The organism is Cellulophaga baltica, from assembly GCF_900102165.1.
Lineage (GTDB): Bacteria > Bacteroidota > Bacteroidia > Flavobacteriales > Flavobacteriaceae > Cellulophaga > Cellulophaga baltica.
On the sequence record NZ_FNBD01000005.1, the window covers coordinates 280,880 to 300,808 of the forward strand.

Consider the following 19,929-nt stretch of genomic DNA (forward strand, 5'->3'; position numbering starts at 1 on the left):
TTATTTTAATATTTTGCTCATAACCCAACTCGTATGCAAAGCCGTATCTCCTGTTGACGGATGCGGGATACCATCAATTAAATCTGCTTTTAAGTTCGCTACATGGTATTGCTGTACGTGTTTTGGATTTTCGATAAACAGCTCCTCTATACCATCTACATTTTCTAAAATAACAGCCTCTTCTTTAAATACAGAAAAATGTATCGTCCCTTTTGATCCTGTCAGCGCTACACTATCCACTCTTTTAAAAGCACCAAAATTCCAACTTCCAGTACCTGTTACACCATTCTCATGCATCCAAGTTGCTGTAATGGCATCCTTAGCAGAATACAGCTTTTGTTGATTATGACTGATTCCCAAGACCTCTTTAAAATTTCCTAATAAATACGCAAACAAGTCCAAACCATGACTAGCCAAATCATCAAAATAACCTCCAGGAGCAATTTTAGCATCAGTTCGCCAATTGTACGTTCTACTTAAATCTATATCATTCGCAGGCTTAGAGAAACTCCAGTTGATATGCCTAATTTCTCCAATTTTACCTTCTTTCAACCACTTTTCAACCTGCAAAAAACGCGGCAATGAACGCCTGTAGTACGCTACAAATAGCGGTACATTTTTAGCCTTAAAGGCCTTCACTATTGCTACCCCATCTTCATAACTTGGCGCTAAAGGTTTTTCTATACAACAAGGTTTGCCTGCTTTGGCCACCATTAAACCATATAATTTATGTGTATCTGGTGGTGTTGCGATATAAATAGCATCAATCTCTGGATTATTGATGATGTTGTCTACGTCCTTATAAAAATGGGGCACTCCATGTCTTTTGGCGTAATCTTCTGCTTTCTGTAAGTCTCTTCGCATTACAGCATCTAAACTAAAACCCGAGGTTAACTGATAAGGTGGACCACTTTTTACTTCGGTTACTGCTCCACAACCAATTATTCCCCATCGCAATTTTTGAATGCCTATCATTTATTAAAATTTTAGACTAAAATAAGAAATAAAAAAAGGGATTTCTAAAAAAGAAATCCCCCGTTACTTATAAATACTCGTAAGTGCCTCTAAAAATTTAAAGTTGCGCCTACTAAGAAATTTGTTCCTGCTTGTGGATAGTAACCAGACCCTTCTATGGTGGTTGTTACCCCTGGAGTAGACCAGGTGTCATCAAAAGTAAAAAAATAGCCATTTGACTCATATAGCTCATTAAAAATATTATTCACCAGACCAGACAGCACAATACTCTTAATAAATGAATTGGTAACAATTTCGTATTGCACATTAAAGTCAAACTGAGAATAGGCCGCCAATTTAGACTTACTAGCATCTATGTTGCCCATATATTGCTCCCCTACGTGCTTCCCTAATAATGATAATTGCAAATTATCTGTAGGCATGTATACCATTGCACCACCGATTATTACACTGGGCGAAAAAGCTATTTCTGTATCTCCAAGGTTTTGCAATTCACCATCTCTTTGAAATACAAAATCTTTATTCTTATTTGCACTTAAGGTAATATTTGGTCTGAAGGCAAATTTAGCACCTAAGGAAACATTTGCTTCTACTTCTACTCCTAATCTATAACTATCACCTACATTTTCTCTCAATGGAGCACCAACATCATTCAAGGCACCAGTTAACACTAACTGATCTTTATACCCCATGTAATATACATTGGTATTTAATTGTAATGTATTAGAAATATAACGCCACCCCAACTCAAAATCATTCAGCCTTTCTGGCTTTGGGTTACCGCTCTCATAATCATTTCTATTTGGCTCTCTATTGGCCACTGCATAGGAGAAATAAAAATTATTATTTGAGTTCAAATCAAAAGTAATCCCCGCTTTAGGGTTGAAGAAATTAAAGGTATCATCTACTATTCCCGTTTCATCACCATTGGCTTGATAGCCTACCGTTCTGTACTGCAAATCTCCAAAAAGACTCCATTGATCATCTAACTTATAGTTTATTTTAGAAAAAATATTAAAGTCGGACTTCGTAGAATTATCGTCATAATACCGATCTCTGATGTTGCTAGTACTTGCATACCTTGCCCAAATAACTTCTCCAAAATGATCTCCTTCATATTTGTTCCAGCCGCCACCAAGAATTAAATCTACTTTCTCTTTTCTATAGTTGGCCGAAAAAACAGTCCCATAAAAATCATTATCTAGCCAGCGTCTGCGAATTACATCCGTACTATTTACTTCTTCTCCGTCTACCGTAATTGGTGTAAAACCATAGGTGTCAAAATCATCCTCTTCTTTAAATTGCTCAAAATAACCACTCCCCTTCGTATAATGAAGCGCTAAGTTAGTACTCCAATTCTCATTTAAATTTTCATTCCATAACAACTGCGCATGATTCTGCTTGTAATTATCTTCCTCATTTTCATAGGTGTAATAATTATACCTACGATCAGAATTTCTTAAGTTTTCTGCTTCGCTCTCTGTAAGTCCGTTAGCAACAATAAAATCTTCTACTGCTTGCGCATCATTATTTATTCTAGCAAGTGGTGTACCGTACCAGGACTGATACGTAACTTCATGCCCCCCAAAAAGCAGTGCTTTTATTAAAGTATTTTCATCTTTATAAGCCGCTTGCAAAAAGTAAGATTCTAGATCTGATGTAGCTCTATCAATATACCCATCTGAATTAATCTGAGATAGTCTCCCAGATATTTCTATCTGATCATTTAGTAAACCTGTGCTAAATTTCAAGGTATTTCTTAAGGTCTTAAAACTCCCTATTGAAGAAGAAATTTGGGCATAAGCATCTTGAGAAATAGCATCTGTAAGTACATTAAGGCTTGCCCCAAAAGCTCCTGCCCCATTCGTAGAAGAACCAACACCACGTTGTAATTGCAAACTCTCTGTAGAAGACGCAAAATCTGGCATGTTTACCCAAAATGTCCCATGAGATTCTGAATCGTTATAAGGAATTCCGTTTATCGTGACATTTACGCGAGTAGCATCACTACCACGAACACGAATACCCGTATACCCTACACCAGCACCGGCATCTGATGTGGTCACTACAGAAGGTAAAAAGTTCATTAAAATTGGAATATCTTGTCCTAAATTTCTTGGCTTTATTTGCTCTTTGGTTAAGTTTGAAAAAGTAACAGGAGTTGCTTTAGTTACTCGGATTGCAGATACAAAAACCTCATCTAAAACCACCTTTTTTCCTTCTAAAGAATCTGTAGCCTGTTGTTGCTGTGCATTGGTGTAAAAACTAATGCTTAAAACGGAAAGTACTGTGAAAACAATTTTCATTCGTATATATTAAGTGACGAATAAAAGGGGCAATTACTCTTTTTTTTTGTTTGTAAATTAGTTTAAAATAAACATACAATGTAGCGCCATTTCTTTTCGCAAAATTACGAATAGTGGTGTACGCGTCCCTTGGCAGCATTACCCGCCCAGGTTCATTGGGTATAATCTCAGCTACGTTCTAAAAACCAATTTTAGAATTCTGCACCCCTTTGAGATGCAGCAAAGATACAACCCTAAATTAAAATTTATCCTAAAACATTATAAAACAAATACATCGTATACTTGAAAAGTAGTAGTAAAAATTATCTATAAAAAAACTCATTATTGAATATTTATTCTATTTTCGCTATATATCGTATCTTTTAAATTTTTAAAAACTACTTCCGATTTTGTCATCTTCTAGCATGGCTTTATCTATCATTATAAAAACAACTATTAGGTTAATAGCCCTCTAAATATGTTTAACGTAAATGATAATTTTAATATAAAAACAGATCAAGTAAGTAGACTTCTTGTTGAATTTATATTTTATTATCAATCTCATTTAAAGCTGGAAATTTTTAGATATTACTACAGTAAATATTACCCAACTAACTCAATTTAATATATAATTAAAATTGTTTCTTAACATCATGAATTATCAAAAACTTACATACCTAGGAATATTTCTCGCATTTACAACTACGGCGCAAAGCATTCAAGTAGAATATGATTACATATTAATGATGCAAGAAATACAACAAGAATACTCCGTCAAATCTAAACTTACAAGTGATGGAACTTCCTCAATTTATGAGATTGACCATACTGGAATTATGAAAAATTCACAGGGCACAAATAATCTCGACGATGAAACTGAGCTAATTATTAAATCAAAAAGAAACGAATTTGTATTTAAAAATTTCAAAGAAAAAAAAATTTTCTATAGGGATAGAATAGGATTGAAAGATTTTAAAATCAAAGATTCATTAAGTAATACACAATGGAACCTAACAACTAATACTAAAGAAATTCTAGGATACCTATGTCAAGAAGCTAAGACAACTTACGGCACTAGGGAATACACCGCTTATTTTACAACACAGCTGAATTACCCCGATGGACCATGGCGATTTAGCGGCCTTCCAGGATTAATTCTAGAAATAAAGTCTGATGATGATTTCTTTAAATTAATAGCTACATCTATAGCTACTAAAAAAGAGAAATTAGTCTTAGAAAACCCTTATATCAAAGATAAACTTATCTCTTGGGGAGAGTTTTTGGCTCTTTATAAATCTAAATATGACGAAGTAAAAAGGAATGGTATGAGCGAAAATGGACCTACTACTTTACTACCTAAAAAAGGTATCGTAGAATATTTAAAAGAATAAGAAATAGCAACAATTTCGTATGCAGCTAAGATTTAGTGCTATAATTCTAATTCTACTACTCCAACAGGGTATTCATGGTCAAACAATTGAAGGAAAAATCATTGATAAGTCTGGAACACCAATAGAATTCACAGTGATTACTGCAAAAAATAGTGAAGCCAGTAGTATAGTTTTAGCATATGGGATTAGCAACGAAAATGGGCACTACAAATTAGAATTAAAAAAAGATATTGACTCTTTAATATTAGAATACAAGAATCCAAAATATTTCAATAAAACTATTAAGATTACCAATATTATTAAAGCTAAAAATTTAATTAGCACTATTACATTAGTAGAAAATCCAACAAAATTAGAAGAAGTCGTAGTCTACTCTAAACCGACACCGGTTATAGTTAATAAGGATACTACAAACTATAAAATAGACAGCTTTCTAGATGGCTCCGAAAGTGTTGTAGAAGATTTAATAAAGAAGTTACCGGGTATAAGAGTAAGTGATAATGGTCAAATATCATTTAAAGGTGTTCCTATTAAGAGTTTACTACTAGACGGTGATGATCTTTTTGGAGAAAATTACACTATCGGAAGCAAGAATATTGATATCGAGGCAATAGAAGGATTATCTGCAATAGAAAATTATCAAGAAAATTCATTATTAAAAGATATTAAAAAAAGTAATGAGGTTGCATTAAACCTTTCCTTAAAAAAGGGCGAAACAAATTTTTCCAATGGCAGTAAAATTGGCTTGGGAGTAGAAAACAAATTAGATTTAAGCAGTACTACTTTAGGTATTTCAAAAAAAATAAAAACATTTTCTACAATTAAATATAACAATATTGGAATTGACGACTCCCCATATGATTATTTCGCTACAAATAACTACAATTTAAAAAATCTGGAAAAAAATGAAAGAAATTTAGGTAATATTTTAAACGATGCAGAATTAAGTACACAACTTCCAGATGATAGAACAAGAATAAATAGCACAATCTTTTCCAGCATAAATACAATCTTAAAAATTACGGATAAAATTGATTTAAAAGCAAATTTTGATTTAAAAAAAGATAGGCTTGAAAGAGAAATATTAACGAACCTTTCATATTTTGATAAAAATCAAACAGAAATAAATCAATCTGAAGAACTAAAAATTAAACCAAAAATATACAATACAAAACTTAACTTTAAATACATTCTCTCTGATAAAGAGCTCATAGAAGTAAATAGCACACTTGAGAATGATCATTTAAAGTCAGAAGACAAAGTTGACATTAACGGAAGTTTGCAGGAAAGCTTCATCAATAGGGCTGTACATAAAAATCATCAAATTTTAAATTACACCAATAGAATTGACAAGAACTCTGCTTTTACTAGTAGCATACTACTGAATAATGATAAAAATTTTGAAAAATTAAATGTACTATCAGACTTTAATATTGATAGCGGTATAAATTTAGAACAAACAATAAATCAGCTCAAAACTTATATAAATTTTGAAAATTCTCTTCTTCTGCATTATAACAAATTTGATATTGATATTAATTTAGGCTATTCCGAAGAGAACAATAAATTAAATTCAAATTTAAATGCAGATCAAACAGAAGAAATGCTAACCAACAAAATTGATTTTAATAAAAACCTTATATTTTTAAACAACAAGTTTTCATACCGAAAAGACAAATGGATATTTAACACCTCGCTAAACTTAAATTATTTAGATCAAAACCTTCAAGACATAGAGCGATTAACTGTTAAAAATAATACTACTTTTTACATCAACCCAAAACTCAGTATTTTTTATAAAGCTAATAATAAAAATATCATCCATTTCTCTAGTCAATATGATGAAAAAGGTCTTGATTTAGAAAATACATTTGAGAATAGCATATTTAACTCTTACAGAACATCTACCAAAAATAGTTTTGAACTTGAAACCTTGAAATATTACAGTGGTCAGCTAACATATAATTATAATGACTTTTTTAATTTGTTCCAATTAAACGCTGGAATGAATTATTATCATCAAAAAAATAATTTTTTGTCAAATATCATAATAGATGATATTAATATAGTAAATGAAAATTTGCTTAAGAATGTATATTCTGATAATATATCTTTTAACCTTTTTGCGGATAAATATATAGGCATTTTTAAATCAAATTTTAAATTTAATTTTGTTCAGAGTATTAATAATTATAGTAATGTAATTAATAGTTCTAATCTTAGAAACAACAAAGTTTTTACAAAATTATTTGAAAATAGAATTAAAACTGGTTTTGTAGGTATGTTTAATTTTGAGAATAGTTTACAAGTTCGTTATTCTACATTTAAATCAATTAGTGATATTTCTAATAAATCTATTAATAATTCTTTTAAGATTTTTTTTAGACCTCAAAAAAGATTGAATATTACAACTACTATAGATTATTATTTAACTGACAATCGAAAGGATAATAGCTTTTCATTTCTTGATATGTCCTTAAACTATTCTACAAAAAATGAAAAATTGAAATTCTCATTAATTTCAAGAAATTTACAATTAACTGGTAAAGACTACACTCAGAGAAATATTTCTGATATTTTTGATTCAACAACATCTATCAATTTACAAAGAGAGTTCCTATTGCTTTCAATTGATTTTAGATTATAATTATGCACTTTATAAACAACTCCTAGTAACTTTACGTCTGTTAGTACTAATTTAACACGTCAAACACCAACTTTTTTTGAAAAAAGAACGTAATTACCATAGGTCATTTACAGCGATGAAAAAAAATAAATCTAAAAACAAGTTCACCTTCAGAATTGTATTAAGCTATTTAATACTAGTAGGTTTAGCGGTTATTTCTGGAATTTTCATCCTATCAGAGATTAAGAGTTACCTAGCTACAGATACTTCTGGTGAGAATGATGTCAAGTTCATTAAGACGGGCTCTTTACTAACACAACTTTATGAGGCTGAAAGTTTATCTAAATTAGCATTACAGACCAAAACCAAAGAGAATTTTACGGCATATGCTAGAAAAATTGATGTAGTTTCTGCAGAAATAGACTCGTTAAAAGAAGTAGTTACTAGTGATTATCAAGTGCAACTTTTAGATAGCGTACAGAATCTTTTAAAATTAAAAACCTATAATAACGAAGAATTAAGGCGATTAAAGCTGAAAAGCGAAGCCAATAGTTCTTTAGATGTTGCTTTAGCAAAATTTAATACGATGGAACTTTCTTTGGGTAAAATTACTGCCAAAAGCATTGCACCGAATATTGATGAATTATCTCCGAAAGCCAAAAGTGTTATTGAAAAGCTTGCACTCATCTTAAATGACAATGCCCCAAAAGAAAACCATAGTCCTGAAAAAATAGATTCTATTATAAATGCTTCACGAAACTTACTAAATGAAGCCAAAGAAAAAGATGCCTTAACACAGCGTGCATTAGCTGATAAGGAGCGAGAAATTAACCAGAACGATTTAGATTTATCACAACAATTAAGAAGTATTGTAAGTGCCTTTGAACAGGAAATTATTGCCGCAACTCACGCGGATAATTTAAAAAAACAAGAAATTTTAAAACGAAGTACTCGGTTAGCCAGCGGCGCGGCAATACTCGCATTTCTTACGGTTGGAATTTTTACATTTTTAATCACTAGAGATTATTGGCGTGTACAAACCTATCGTCAGCATTTAGAAGAAGAAAAGAAATTTTCTGAATCGCTTTTAAAAAGTCGCGAACAACTTATTTCTACCGTGAGCCATGATTTAAGAACTCCATTAAATACCATTACGGGCTATTCTGAATTAATGGAAAACACAGGCTTAACAGGTAAACAAGTTGGCTATCTAAAAAATGTAAAATCTGCAGCCACTTACGTAGATAATTTAGTGAATGATTTGTTAGACTTCTCTAAACTTGAAGCGGGTAAATTAAAGATAGAAAACATTCCTTTTCTTTTACCAGATTTGATTCAGGAAACCGCACAAAACCTAGAAGAATTATATAAAAATAAACCTATAGAGCTTCAGATTGTCATTGATAAAAAACTACATCAAACACTAATAGGCGATCCCTTTAGAATCCGACAAATTTTAACCAACCTCATCAGCAATGCCTACAAGTTTACCCAACAAGGTTTTATAAAAGTTGTGGCCACAGTAACTATTGAAAACAACACCCTATACAAAACAAGAATACAGGTTATAGACAGTGGTATTGGTATTGAAAAAGAGAAACAGGAGCATATATTTAAAGAATTCACACAAGCTGACGACAGTACAGAAAAAAAATATGGGGGCTACGGCTTAGGATTAACTATTTCAAAAAAATTAACAGAATTACTTCAGGGTAAAATAGGATTACAGAGTGACAAAAATCAAGGGAGCACATTTACGTTTACCATTCCCTTAAAGTTATCTGAAACGCAAATTGCTTCGTCAGAAATAAAAGAAATTAACTTTGAAGAAAATAAGATTACACTTTTAATTATCGATGATGATATTGCAATGCGGAAATTACTGCATGAGGTTTGTGAAAGCTCTAATATCAATACTATTTCTTACGCTGATTTCAATGCTATCGGCCTTAAAGACAATCTAACATATAGTGCAGTACTTACAGATATACAAATGCCAACAATAAATGGTTTTGAAGTTTTAGAAAAGCTAAAAAGTGGTCGTTACAGTCATTACAACAACCAACCTATCCTTGCCATGACAGGAAGAAAGGATTTAGAAACTTCTACCTACAGCACCGCTGGTTTTGATACTGTTTTACAGAAACCTTTTTCTAAAGATCAGTTTTTAGGGCGTTTAGCACAATTATTTCCAGAAATAATCCTAAAAGAAAAAGAACAGGAAAAACAAATTCACGAAAGCAAGTCTACTTTATACAATTTAAAAACTATTACATCATTTTTAGATGATTCTAATGAAGGGCTGAAAGACCTGATAGATACTTTCTTAAGAGATACAGAGGATAATATTGAAATTCTAAGTAAAGCAACAAGCACCAAAGATATGGCGCGCATAAATGCTACATCTCATAAAATGCTTGCTATGTTTAGACAATTAGAAGCTAATGATGCTATTGCTATCCTTGAATCTTTTGAAAAACTTAAACGAGATACGCTAAGTGATAAAGAGCTCAAAGCGAAATACCAGCAACTTAAAAATTATGTTATAGCGCTTACCTTAGCTTTGAGAGCTGATAAGACTATAAATCCAGATTATACTGATTAATTTTATTGTACAAAGTCTTACGCGTAACCTTCAATAATTTTGCCGCTTTAGATTTATTGAAATTTGTTTCTTTTAAAGCCTTTATAATTTGATCTTTTTCATAAGCATCTTTAGAGAAATTATCTGGCGCTACTTTTTTGTTGACTTCAAAAAGCTCTTTTGGTAATACGTCTGTTTGGATGATGTCTCCTGTAGTAAGTAAAACAGATCTTTTTATAATATTCTGTAATTCTCTTAAATTCCCAGGCCAATGATATTGTTTAAAAACTAAAGTAGTCTCATCAGAAAAACCTAAAACGCGCTTATCAAGAGATCTGTTTGCCTTATCTAAGAAAAAATCTGCAAACAATGGCAAATCTTCAAAGCGCTCTTGCAGCGAAGGGGTTTCTATAGAGAATTCATTAATCCTATGGTACAAATCTTCTCTAAATGTTCCCTTTTCAACCGCTTCTACTAAATCTTCGTTAGTCGCGGTAATCACACGTACATCTACAGAAATTTCTTTGGTACTTCCTACTCTTTTAATTTTACGTTCTTGAAGCGCTCTTAAAAGTTGTATTTGATTTTCATAAGAAAGATTTCCTATTTCATCTAAAAATAGCGTTCCGCCATTTGCTGCTTCAAAATGACCTATCTTATCTTCAATAGCGCCCGTAAAACTTCCTTTCACATGACCAAAAAATTCGCTTGTAGCAATCTCTTTTGGGATGGCACCACAATCTACCGCTATAAAATTAAAATCTTTTCTCTTACTGGTATCATGAATAGACTTTGCCGTAACCTCTTTTCCTGTACCACTCTCACCAGTAATAAGAATAGACATATCTGTAGGCGCTACAAGTTTTATGTATTCATGTAACTTTTTAGAGGCATCGCTAATTCCTTTAATACCGTTACTTGCACTAACCTCCACTTTATCTTGGGACTTCTTTGCCTTTGGCTCAGCATTTTTTTCTACCTGCGTTGTTTTTTGATCTAATGCATTTTCCACAAGCATCACCATTTCTTCTGGAGTAAACGGTTTAGAGATGTAATCTAAAGCACCTTTTTTCATTGCGTTTACTGCAGTAGATACCTCAGCATAACTAGTCATCACTAAAACAGGAATCTTTGCATTGATTGCTTTGATATCTGTTAATAACTCTATACCATCATAATTAGGCAAACGAAGGTCTGTAATGACCATATCAAACGCTCCAGCTTTAAATTTTTGTTTAGCATCTTCTGCCGTAAAGCTTGTCTCTACCTCATACCCTTTCTTTGTTAGAAAGCGTTGTAACATTTGACAAAAAGCGGCATCATCTTCAATTATTAAAATTCTAGGCATAAGCTAAGTATTGTGGTCCAATATACGTACGTCAAATATACCTTATTCAGACTGATGTAACGTTTTAAAATTATCTTAAAAAAAGAAAGGGACTGTATAAAATACAGTCCCTCTCAACCAAACTAACTTGATACAAATCAATTACTGGTGTTGTTACATTTCAATCCAATTTCCGTTTTCATCAGCATAAAGTGTACCTGAAGTACCGTCTTCTAATGAAACTTCTAATTTGTATTGTTTTTGATCATTTACATATGCTTTATCAATCGTTGCAGATGGATAGTTTGAAGACACTGCAGAAGAAACCGCTTCTGGTAATGCTGATGTTTCAATTTCTGAAAAACTATCTTGTGTTGCTGAAACAACTGTTGTTTCTGCCATTGCTACTTCTTCTCCTGTTTGAGCCACTGCTGTTAATCCTACAAATGCAAATGCTGATGCTAAAATTAATTTTTTCATGATATCTATATTTTAAAGTGTTATTAATTATTAAACTTATTACTTCTATTGAAAATATAATGCCGAAACACAAAAACAACATTTTAAAAAATTAAAGTGCTGATTTATAGTGTTTTATGATATTTCCATCAAAAATCAACCTGTGTATTGTTGGGTAAAATTTAGGCCTACTGTATAATTTATATACAAGCAATCTGTACGTTACACTGTGTTTAAAATAAAAGAGAGGGACTGTATAAAATACAGTCCCTCTCAACCAAACTAACGTGATACAAATCAATTAATGGTCTTATTACATTTCAATCCAATTTCCGTTTTCATCAGCATAAAGTGTACCTGTAGTACCACCTTCTAATGAAACTTCTATTTTATATTGTTTTTGATCGTTTACATACGCCTTATCAATCGTTGCAGATGGATAATTTGTCGCTACTGCTGAAGAAACCGCTTCTGGCAATTCTGATGTTTCAATTTCTGAAAAACTGTCTTGCGTTGCTGAAACTACTATTGTTTCTGACATAGCTACTTCTTCTCCTGATTGAGCAACTGCTGTTAAACCTACAAATGCAAATGCTGATGCTAAAATTAATTTTTTCATAATATCTATATTTTAAGTGTTATCTATTATTAAACTTATTACTTCTATTGAAAATATGATGCCGAAACACAAAAACCAGATTTCTAAACAATAACTGACTGACTTACATCTAATTATATATTTAACAAGACTATCGGGCCTGTATACTTTCGGGTAAACTTTACGGGTAATGTGTAATATGTATCCAAATACTACTATGCTAGCGGACCCTCCAAACAAAAAAAGGGACTGTATATGATACAGTCCCTTTCAACAAACTAAATTGATAAAAAATAATTATGGGGTATTATTACATTTCAATCCAATTACCATTTTCATCAGCGTATAGTGTACCTGAAGTACCGTCTTCTAATGAAACTTCTAATTTGTATTGTTTTTGATCGTTCACGTAAGCCTTGTCAATTGTTGCAGACGGATAGTTTGTCGCTACTGCAGAAGAAACCGCTTCTGGTAATGATGATGTTTCAATTTCTGAAAAACTATCTTGTGTTGCCGAAACTACTGCTGTTTCTGCTATTGCTACTTCTTCTCCTGTTTGAGCAAATGCTGTTAAACCTACAAATGCAAATGCTGATGCTAAAATTAATTTTTTCATGATATCTATATTTTAGTGTTATTAATTATTAAACTTATTACTTCTATTGAAAATATAATGCCGAAACACAAAAAGAGGATTTTAAAACACTAAACAACTGATTTAAAGTGATTTATATTATTTTCATTAAGAACCAATCTGTATAGTATTGGGTAATCTTTAGAGCTGTTGTATAATTTGTATACAAAAATCACTACCTATAATATCATACATTAACTACTTGCCGCTCCACCAAAATATGTGTTATTAGAAAATAAATAGCAGCACCAAAACCTATGTGATCAGTTAATTTTAAGCACAAAAAAAGGAGCTGCCCCCGCAACTCCTTTTAAACCAAACTAACTAACTTTATCTACTAACAAAATCTTACATATCTAACCAGTTCCCCTCGGCATCGGCATATAATTCCATTTCTTCCCCAGTCTCGCTGGTTACTATTAATTTATATTCTGCTTCTTCATTTACAAAAGCTTGAGAAATTGATGCTCCCGGAAAATTTTTAGCTAGGGCTGCAGTAATTTCCTCTGGCAATGCCTCTATTTTAATCTCCGAAAAATCTTGAGCAAATATCCCCTCCATAATACCATCATGGAATATCGGAGTAGTTTCTGTTGCTGTTATAGTTCCTAAACTTCCTATAGCTAATGCTGTTGCAAATACTAACTGTTTCATATATCGTGTAATTAAATTCTACATTTGTTTTTTAAACTCGATTTGTATAGAGAAACAATAGTGCCATAATCATTATAAAACAGAAAAACCCCTGCAAATCATTGATTTACAAGGGTTTTTATAATTTAAATAATAGTACACTATGTATATATGTGTATCTTTTCCATATAAATATGTATAAAAGTTACACACTTTAAGCTACACTCCCTAGCTTACTTGATGCGATTTTTTAAATAAATCGTTCACTGTTTTTACAGGATTGAAGGTTACTAGTGGTACTTCTACAAAAATAGTATTCCAGAAAGCCATTGCTCCGTTCCATAGACCCGGAAGCTCTAAAGCTTTTAGCTCCTTACCGTCTTTAGTTTTTTCTGTAATAAAGCCTTGCTTTACATCTACAAAATTTATTAAGTTGAATTTCTCACCTTTAAAATTATTTACCCCACATACTAAGTCTACTGGATTAAAATGTGTAGAATTTTTCAAAATATTCATTTGACTTCCATTTGAAGCATCTATCTGTGCAGATTCTATAATCTGAAGTGATGCATTCCCTTTAACACCTTTAATCCAGAAAGGCCCTCCGCCTGGCTCTCCTTCATTTTTCACCATTCCACAAATACGAATCGGTCTGTTTATTTTATCGATAAGAATTTCAATCTGCTCATCAATGGTGTAGCTTTCAAAAATAGCTGAAAATCTAGCGTTTAAATGGTTCTCTAAGAACGATTTAATCTCCATCATTGTATCAAAATTTAAGCTCGATTTATCTTCCAACACCTGAGCATATTTAAATGCTTTATTCTGAAGTTCTATTAGAAGTCCCGCTAATACTTTTTTGCTATTGGCTACCTCTTCAATATTTCTTGAAGGCACCACATTATCAATATTCTTTATAAAGATGATATCTGCATCTTGTTCATTTAAATTTTCTATCAGCGCGCCATGCCCTCCTGGTCTAAATAGTATGGCACCACTTGCTTCTCTAAAAAGTTTATTATCCATAGTAACAGCAACAGTATCTGTTTCTGCTTTTTGGAAAGAATAACTTACATTAAATGAAGCGCTTGTAGCTGCGGACACACGCTCCTTAATTGCATCAAACTCTTTATTAAACATTTCACCATGCTGCTCAGATATGGTAAAGTGTAAATTAGCCTCCCCTTCCGCACTTGCATATAGCGCTGCCTCTTTCAAATGTTCTTCAAATGGAGTTGCAGCATAATCACCATAATTATGAAATGGCAATAGTCCTTTAGGATAAAAACCATAATTTAAACCTTGCTCACTCAGCATTTCTTTTACAAAAAGAAATAATTCTTCTCCTTCGGTAGTATACTTTCCTTTTATTCTTAATTGTATTATTTCATAAAAAGGCAGGTGAATCAACTCCTCAGAAAACTTCTTTATATCTTTATCTCCCGCTCTACTTATATAAGCATCTAGCGCTTCTTCTTCTGGATTGTATTTTTCCAAGAAATTAAAAAACGCCTTAAACATGCGTGATGCCGCCCCAGATGCAGGAACAAATTTTAACAGCGATTTTTTATTTTTTTCAGCATCAAAAGATTCGATAAACTTCTTCTCCTCATCGGCAGAGAATTTTAATATTCCTTCGTCTACAACTGCTGCTTTCTCTAATTTTACGAATGGAATACCTTCTTTAAATGTTTCTATTTGTTTCAAAACCTTTTCGGCTGCTATTCCTTTAGAAACTAATTGTTGTTTGTCTTGGTTCGAAAATGCTGTCATTGGTCTAATAGTGTATTTATGTGTTCTATTGCTGTTTTTAATCTAGTTGCTTTATCGCCCTTTAATATGATATACTTACGGTTGTACCTATCAAGGGTATCTTTAAAATATTGAAACATTTTCTCTCGCTCTAAGGGTTTGTCCCTCAAATCATCTTCTTCCCACGGTACATCAATATAAGTTAAAAAATAAAGATCATAGGTGTTCTGAAGTGCATACTTGTCTAAAACGGGATCACAATGGCCAATATAATACGCCTCCGAATATACTTTGGTCTCTAATAAATCAGTATCGCAAATCAAAACTTTATTAGCTTTTTTAGAAAGCTTGTTTTCTAATTTCATCTGACCCGCCGCGATAGGCAGTAAATCTTTAGGCTCGCAGGTTTTTTTTTCTTCGTTCCATTTATCCTGCAAATATTCTCTTGCATATTCTGGTACCCAAACCGAGTTATAATAACGCGCCAGTTGTCCGGACAAAGTGGTTTTCCCTGTAGATTCAGGCCCGAATAAAACTATTTTTATTACGTCTGAAGGTTCTTGTTTAAAGTTTTCTTCCATGCAGCATATCCAAAAATTGCAATAAATGTAAATATAAGGTACTGAAGGCTTGTGAATGTAAAGCCTTTGTAAAAATATAGGGGAACTGAGATTATATCTCCGATGATCCAATATAACCAATTTTCCACTTTCCGTTTTGCCATCAACCACATTCCAACAAAAAAGATGGCTGTAGTTACAGTATCAACATAAGCAGTCCAGCTTGTCCACTTATCAAAAATTTGATACACTACAAATACAAAAACAATGGTAGAAAAAAAGATAATAGCCGCTATTTTGTGTTCTTTAGCTGTTGTTCTCGAAATAGGAGTGGTATGTTCATTATCTACCTTCCGCGTCCATACGTACCAGCCATACACACTCATGATAAAATAGTATACATTTATCATCATATCTCCCAAAAGCCCCCAAATAACTAATAGGTATACAAAGATTGCCGTACTAATCATACCCGTTGGATAGACCAGTATATTATTCTGTTTAGAGAATACTACCGATAGAAGTCCGAAAATTACAGCAACAATTTCTAAAACAATATGATGTGTTTCATACTGCGCATATTGTTCAAAGAAAAAATTAAAAATGGGGCTCATAATCGCTCCTGTCTGATTTTACAATTTTCATAAACAATAAGCCATTATCCATGAGCTCAAAAGCTTCTTTTATTTCGTTTTGAAGTAAGGACATTACTACATCATACTCCCCATACACCTGGGTACTGAGCGGGTTTTCTAAAACTGTTAAACTAGAATCTCTAAGCTTTTTTATAAAAGCAATAATTATAGGTTCAAAAGTATCTTGTAAAGGGGAAAGCGTAAGCTCAACAGAAATATTCATTTTATGTTATAGTTTAACAGAGTACACACAGGTGTAGCCTTCAAATTCTAAAAAATCTACCGAATACGAAGAGTTTTTTCCTTGATACATAATCTCGGCAATAGATTCTTCGTCTTCCAAATCAAATTCTTTAACATCAATATGTTGTAAAAAACTTAAGCCTTTTTCTGAGTAGATTTTATATATTGCCTCTTTCGCCCCCCAAACAATGGTTAACTTTCGGATGATAGCGTCAGCATTTGCAAGTGTCCTGTATTCTTCTGGTTGTGTGAATTTATGTGCAATTTTCATTATTTTATCGCGCTGCAACTCAATATCAATCCCTACCTCATCTGATAGCGCAACAATTATTCCTGTAAAATCATGGGAATGCGTTATAGAAATATGGTTCCCATCATTTAAATGTGGTTTACCATTTGCATCATAATATAAGTCATGATCCGTATAACCAGCCTCTGCCAATAAGTGTCTAATACTTAGAAAACCTCTTCTATGCGCTTCAGACTTCATACCTGCTAATCTGTTTGCACAGTTATCTGTAAGTATAATTCCCTTAGCTAGTTGGTCCTCAGACTCTGTTACTTGCCAGATAAAAACTGTTATGCTAGGTGTTACCGTAATTGTTTTGTAAAGAGGCATTGCTTTAGTACCTTTGCAATCACTAAATTCTTAGTGATAAAATTGCTATTTAACGAAAGTAAAAATAAAAAAGGATATGAGCACTAAAACTGTTTCTTATATACCGAACAAGGTAAAAGACATTACTCTAGCAGATTGGGGTAGAAAAGAGATTAATTTGGCAGAGGCTGAAATGCCAGGATTAATGTCATTAAGAGAAGAATACAAAGACGAGCAACCTTTAAAAGGTGCACGTATTGCTGGTTGTTTACACATGACCATTCAAACAGCAGTTCTTATAGAAACTTTAGTTGCTCTTGGCGCTGAAGTAACTTGGAGTTCTTGTAACATTTTCTCAACACAAGATCAAGCTGCTGCTGCTATTGCTGCTGCAGGAGTTCCTGTTTATGCTTGGAAAGGTATGAACGAGGAGGAATTTGACTGGTGTATTGAACAAACGTTATTCTTTGGTGAAGATCGTAAGCCATTAAACATGATTTTAGATGATGGTGGTGATTTAACGAACATGGTTTTAGATAGATATCCTGAGCTTGCGGAAGGTATTAAAGGTTTATCTGAAGAAACAACTACAGGAGTTCATAGACTTTACGAAAGAGTAAAAAATGGTACGCTTCCAATGCCTGCTATAAATGTAAATGACTCTGTTACTAAATCTAAATTTGATAACAAATACGGTTGTCGTGAGAGTGCTGTAGATGCAATTAGAAGAGCAACAGATACTATGCTTGCTGGTAAAAGAGTCGTAGTTGCCGGTTACGGTGATGTTGGTAAAGGTACTGCTGCTTCGTTTAAAGGAGCTGGTTCTATTGTTACCGTTACAGAAATTGACCCTATTTGTGCTTTACAAGCGGCAATGGATGGTTTTGAGGTTAAAAAACTAGAAACTGTTGTTGGTAATGCAGATATCGTAATCACGACTACAGGGAATAAAGACATTATTCGTGGAGAGCATTTTAAAGCAATGAAAGACAAAGTTATCGTTTGTAACATTGGCCACTTTGATAATGAGATTGACATGGCTTGGTTGAACAAAAACTACGGTCATACAAAAGACGAAATTAAACCTCAAGTAGATAAATATACTATTGATGGTTCTGATATTGTTTTATTAGCAGAAGGACGTTTAGTAAACTTAGGTTGCGCAACTGGGCACCCTAGTTTTGTAATGAGTAACTCATTTACCAACCAGACGCTTGCTCAAATAGAACTTTGGAACTACAATGATAAATATAAGAATGAAGTTTACATGCTACCTAAGCATTTAGATGAAAAAGTAGCTGCTTTACACTTAGCTCGTTTAGGTGTAGAACTTACAGAATTAAAGCCAGAACAAGCATCATACATTGGTGTTAAAGTTGAAGGTCCATTTAAGCCTGAATACTATAGGTACTAGAACATTGAACTATTAAAATCAAAATCCTTATTTTTTTATGAAATAAGGATTTTTGATTTTTTACGCTTAGACCACCAAACAAATGAACATACTTTTAACAGGAGCAACCGGAACATTAGGTTCTAGAGTATTATTTTCCCTCATAGAACAGCGCTTTGACACTATCGAACGCATTTATCTTCCTGTTCGAAAGAGAGCCACAATATCTCCTGAAAATCGCATTAAAAATGTGATTACAAGCGAATATGCTCCAGAGTTTATTAAGAATAACCTAGCAGAGGTTTTTAATAAAATTAGCGTCATTGATGCCGATGAATTATTAAATCCAACTTCTTTTTTAGGCTCCAAAAATCATATTAATTATTTTATTCATTCTGCAGGTTTTGTAAACCTATCTACAGACCCCAATGCAAAACAAGAAATTTTCAAAGAAAACTTACAGTTCACCAAAGACATCTTTTATGCGTTCTATAAACACATCACTAAATTTGTCTACATAAGTACTGCATTTGCCGCAGGGAATATCGGCGGACTTATTAAAAACGACTACAGCATATTAAAGGGCGAAAATTATCGCAATCACTATGAAGCCTCTAAACATGCTTCTGAGAAATTCTTAATTGAAGCTGGAAAAGAAAAAAACATTCCTATACAAATACTAAGACCGAGTGTGCTTGGAGGCAACATCACAGAAAGTCCAAATTACTTTATTTCTAAGTATATGGTATTCTATCTCTTTGCAAAGTTTTTTAACAACAACAGTTCAGATGATGCCGTACGCATTACCACCACGGCAACTACGGGATTAAATATTATCCCTACAGATTATGCCGCACAAGTCATCGCTAAAGTAATTGCAACAGATATTGAACAGTTAAATATTGTACACTCTAAAGAGACCAATATGATGAAAGGTATCGCCAAAATATTGGAGGCTGTTGAATACACTAACTTCTCATTCACAGAAGACCTCATTAATGCTTCTACAGGTTTCACATCTAAACTGGAAGCTTTTTATTATGAGACTATTGGCGTTCATTTACACCCCTATATGACCTCAAAACCTCATGAGTGGGACACGACACTTTTAGAAAGCATCTTACCCATTCCAGAATATAATCTTGAGGATTATCTATCAGAAACGGTAACTTTTGCAAGAGGTAAAAAATTTAGAAATCAGAAATGGTAAAATAAATAAGGGCTAACTTTTATAGT

At 32.8% G+C, this 19,929-nt stretch carries 17 protein-coding genes; 5 read left to right on the top strand and 12 right to left on the bottom strand.

What is annotated here, in order from left to right:
• Both BLQ19_RS10850 and BLQ19_RS10855 read right to left on the bottom strand, forming a co-directional pair.
• Nucleotides 1–975, bottom strand: a complete 975-nt coding sequence (locus BLQ19_RS10850) for a Gfo/Idh/MocA family protein (RefSeq protein ID WP_074538354.1) — start codon at nucleotides 973–975, stop codon at nucleotides 1–3.
• Between the two features lie 89 nt (nucleotides 976–1,064).
• Entirely contained in the window at nucleotides 1,065–3,281 is a 2,217-nt protein-coding gene (locus tag BLQ19_RS10855; protein ID WP_074538355.1) for a TonB-dependent receptor, read from the bottom strand.
• 632 nt (nucleotides 3,282–3,913) lie between these two features.
• Here BLQ19_RS10855 and BLQ19_RS10860 point away from each other — a divergent pair.
• The 3 genes from BLQ19_RS10860 (at nucleotide 3,914) to BLQ19_RS10870 (ending at nucleotide 9,882) form a co-directional block, all read left to right on the top strand.
• Nucleotides 3,914–4,651, top strand: coding sequence for a GLPGLI family protein (locus BLQ19_RS10860; RefSeq protein WP_074538356.1), 738 nt, complete (start codon nucleotides 3,914–3,916; stop codon nucleotides 4,649–4,651).
• A 19-nt stretch (nucleotides 4,652–4,670) separates the two neighbouring features.
• Nucleotides 4,671–7,298 carry a carboxypeptidase-like regulatory domain-containing protein gene (locus BLQ19_RS10865; protein ID WP_074538357.1) on the top strand — a complete coding sequence of 876 codons (2,628 nt, stop codon included), beginning with the start codon at nucleotides 4,671–4,673 and terminating at the stop codon, nucleotides 7,296–7,298.
• Between the two features lie 115 nt (nucleotides 7,299–7,413).
• Entirely contained in the window at nucleotides 7,414–9,882 is a 2,469-nt protein-coding gene (locus BLQ19_RS10870; RefSeq protein WP_074538358.1) for an ATP-binding response regulator, read from the top strand.
• Here BLQ19_RS10870 and BLQ19_RS10875 read toward each other — a convergent pair.
• The 10 genes from BLQ19_RS10875 to BLQ19_RS10920 all read right to left on the bottom strand — a co-directional run bounded on the left by BLQ19_RS10875 (nucleotide 9,857) and on the right by BLQ19_RS10920 (nucleotide 17,321).
• A complete protein-coding gene (locus BLQ19_RS10875) occupies nucleotides 9,857–11,209 on the bottom strand; it encodes a sigma-54-dependent transcriptional regulator (protein WP_074538359.1) in 1,353 nt (450 codons plus the stop codon). The genes BLQ19_RS10870 and BLQ19_RS10875 overlap by 26 nt on opposite strands.
• Nucleotides 11,210–11,362: 153 nt before the next feature.
• Complete coding sequence (locus BLQ19_RS10880; RefSeq protein WP_024479144.1) at nucleotides 11,363–11,668, bottom strand: PepSY-like domain-containing protein; 306 nt, start codon at nucleotides 11,666–11,668, stop codon at nucleotides 11,363–11,365.
• 292 nt (nucleotides 11,669–11,960) lie between these two features.
• Complete coding sequence (locus tag BLQ19_RS10885) at nucleotides 11,961–12,266, bottom strand: PepSY-like domain-containing protein (protein ID WP_074538360.1); 306 nt, start codon at nucleotides 12,264–12,266, stop codon at nucleotides 11,961–11,963.
• Between the two features lie 289 nt (nucleotides 12,267–12,555).
• A complete protein-coding gene (locus BLQ19_RS10890) occupies nucleotides 12,556–12,861 on the bottom strand; it encodes a hypothetical protein (RefSeq protein WP_034668376.1) in 306 nt (101 codons plus the stop codon).
• A 366-nt stretch (nucleotides 12,862–13,227) separates the two neighbouring features.
• Nucleotides 13,228–13,533, bottom strand: coding sequence for a hypothetical protein (locus tag BLQ19_RS10895; protein WP_025613873.1), 306 nt, complete (start codon nucleotides 13,531–13,533; stop codon nucleotides 13,228–13,230).
• Between the two features lie 207 nt (nucleotides 13,534–13,740).
• Nucleotides 13,741–15,285, bottom strand: coding sequence for a DUF4301 family protein (locus tag BLQ19_RS10900; RefSeq protein ID WP_074538361.1), 1,545 nt, complete (start codon nucleotides 15,283–15,285; stop codon nucleotides 13,741–13,743).
• On the bottom strand, nucleotides 15,282–15,845 hold the full coding sequence (locus BLQ19_RS10905) for an AAA family ATPase (protein WP_024479149.1): 564 nt from the start codon (nucleotides 15,843–15,845) through the stop codon (nucleotides 15,282–15,284). Before BLQ19_RS10905 ends, BLQ19_RS10900 begins: the two co-directional genes overlap by 4 nt.
• Nucleotides 15,809–16,438, bottom strand: a complete 630-nt coding sequence (gene pnuC, locus BLQ19_RS10910) for a nicotinamide riboside transporter PnuC (RefSeq protein ID WP_024479150.1) — start codon at nucleotides 16,436–16,438, stop codon at nucleotides 15,809–15,811. Before pnuC ends, BLQ19_RS10905 begins: the two co-directional genes overlap by 37 nt.
• Nucleotides 16,422–16,682: a hypothetical protein gene (locus tag BLQ19_RS10915; RefSeq protein WP_074538362.1), complete on the bottom strand. Its 261-nt coding sequence runs from the start codon at nucleotides 16,680–16,682 to the stop codon at nucleotides 16,422–16,424. The genes pnuC and BLQ19_RS10915 overlap by 17 nt, the downstream gene beginning before the upstream one ends.
• A gap of 6 nt (nucleotides 16,683–16,688) precedes the next feature.
• Nucleotides 16,689–17,321 (bottom strand): 4'-phosphopantetheinyl transferase family protein, encoded by a 633-nt coding sequence (locus BLQ19_RS10920; RefSeq protein ID WP_074538363.1) that lies wholly within the window; start codon nucleotides 17,319–17,321, stop codon nucleotides 16,689–16,691.
• Between the two features lie 76 nt (nucleotides 17,322–17,397).
• Between BLQ19_RS10920 and ahcY the strand changes: the two genes are divergently transcribed.
• Together ahcY and BLQ19_RS10930 are read left to right on the top strand one after the other, a co-directional pair.
• Entirely contained in the window at nucleotides 17,398–18,714 is a 1,317-nt protein-coding gene (ahcY, locus tag BLQ19_RS10925) for an adenosylhomocysteinase (protein ID WP_024479153.1), read from the top strand.
• 82 nt (nucleotides 18,715–18,796) lie between these two features.
• Nucleotides 18,797–19,903 carry an SDR family oxidoreductase gene (locus tag BLQ19_RS10930; RefSeq protein WP_074538364.1) on the top strand — a complete coding sequence of 369 codons (1,107 nt, stop codon included), beginning with the start codon at nucleotides 18,797–18,799 and terminating at the stop codon, nucleotides 19,901–19,903.
• Nucleotides 19,904–19,929: the final 26 nt, after the last annotated feature.

Coding starts and splice junctions, on each gene's coding strand:
- BLQ19_RS10850 (WP_074538354.1), bottom strand. CDS start 975: ATGATAGGCATTCAAAAATTGCGATGGGGAATAATTGGTTGTGGAGCA.
- BLQ19_RS10855 (WP_074538355.1), bottom strand. CDS start 3,281: ATGAAAATTGTTTTCACAGTACTTTCCGTTTTAAGCATTAGTTTTTAC.
- BLQ19_RS10860 (WP_074538356.1), top strand. CDS start 3,914: ATGAATTATCAAAAACTTACATACCTAGGAATATTTCTCGCATTTACA.
- BLQ19_RS10865 (WP_074538357.1), top strand. CDS start 4,671: ATGCAGCTAAGATTTAGTGCTATAATTCTAATTCTACTACTCCAACAG.
- BLQ19_RS10870 (WP_074538358.1), top strand. CDS start 7,414: ATGAAAAAAAATAAATCTAAAAACAAGTTCACCTTCAGAATTGTATTA.
- BLQ19_RS10875 (WP_074538359.1), bottom strand. CDS start 11,209: ATGCCTAGAATTTTAATAATTGAAGATGATGCCGCTTTTTGTCAAATG.
- BLQ19_RS10880 (WP_024479144.1), bottom strand. CDS start 11,668: ATGAAAAAATTAATTTTAGCATCAGCATTTGCATTTGTAGGATTAACA.
- BLQ19_RS10885 (WP_074538360.1), bottom strand. CDS start 12,266: ATGAAAAAATTAATTTTAGCATCAGCATTTGCATTTGTAGGTTTAACA.
- BLQ19_RS10890 (WP_034668376.1), bottom strand. CDS start 12,861: ATGAAAAAATTAATTTTAGCATCAGCATTTGCATTTGTAGGTTTAACA.
- BLQ19_RS10895 (WP_025613873.1), bottom strand. CDS start 13,533: ATGAAACAGTTAGTATTTGCAACAGCATTAGCTATAGGAAGTTTAGGA.
- BLQ19_RS10900 (WP_074538361.1), bottom strand. CDS start 15,285: ATGACAGCATTTTCGAACCAAGACAAACAACAATTAGTTTCTAAAGGA.
- BLQ19_RS10905 (WP_024479149.1), bottom strand. CDS start 15,845: ATGGAAGAAAACTTTAAACAAGAACCTTCAGACGTAATAAAAATAGTT.
- pnuC (WP_024479150.1), bottom strand. CDS start 16,438: ATGAGCCCCATTTTTAATTTTTTCTTTGAACAATATGCGCAGTATGAA.
- BLQ19_RS10915 (WP_074538362.1), bottom strand. CDS start 16,682: ATGAATATTTCTGTTGAGCTTACGCTTTCCCCTTTACAAGATACTTTT.
- BLQ19_RS10920 (WP_074538363.1), bottom strand. CDS start 17,321: ATGCCTCTTTACAAAACAATTACGGTAACACCTAGCATAACAGTTTTT.
- ahcY (WP_024479153.1), top strand. CDS start 17,398: ATGAGCACTAAAACTGTTTCTTATATACCGAACAAGGTAAAAGACATT.
- BLQ19_RS10930 (WP_074538364.1), top strand. CDS start 18,797: ATGAACATACTTTTAACAGGAGCAACCGGAACATTAGGTTCTAGAGTA.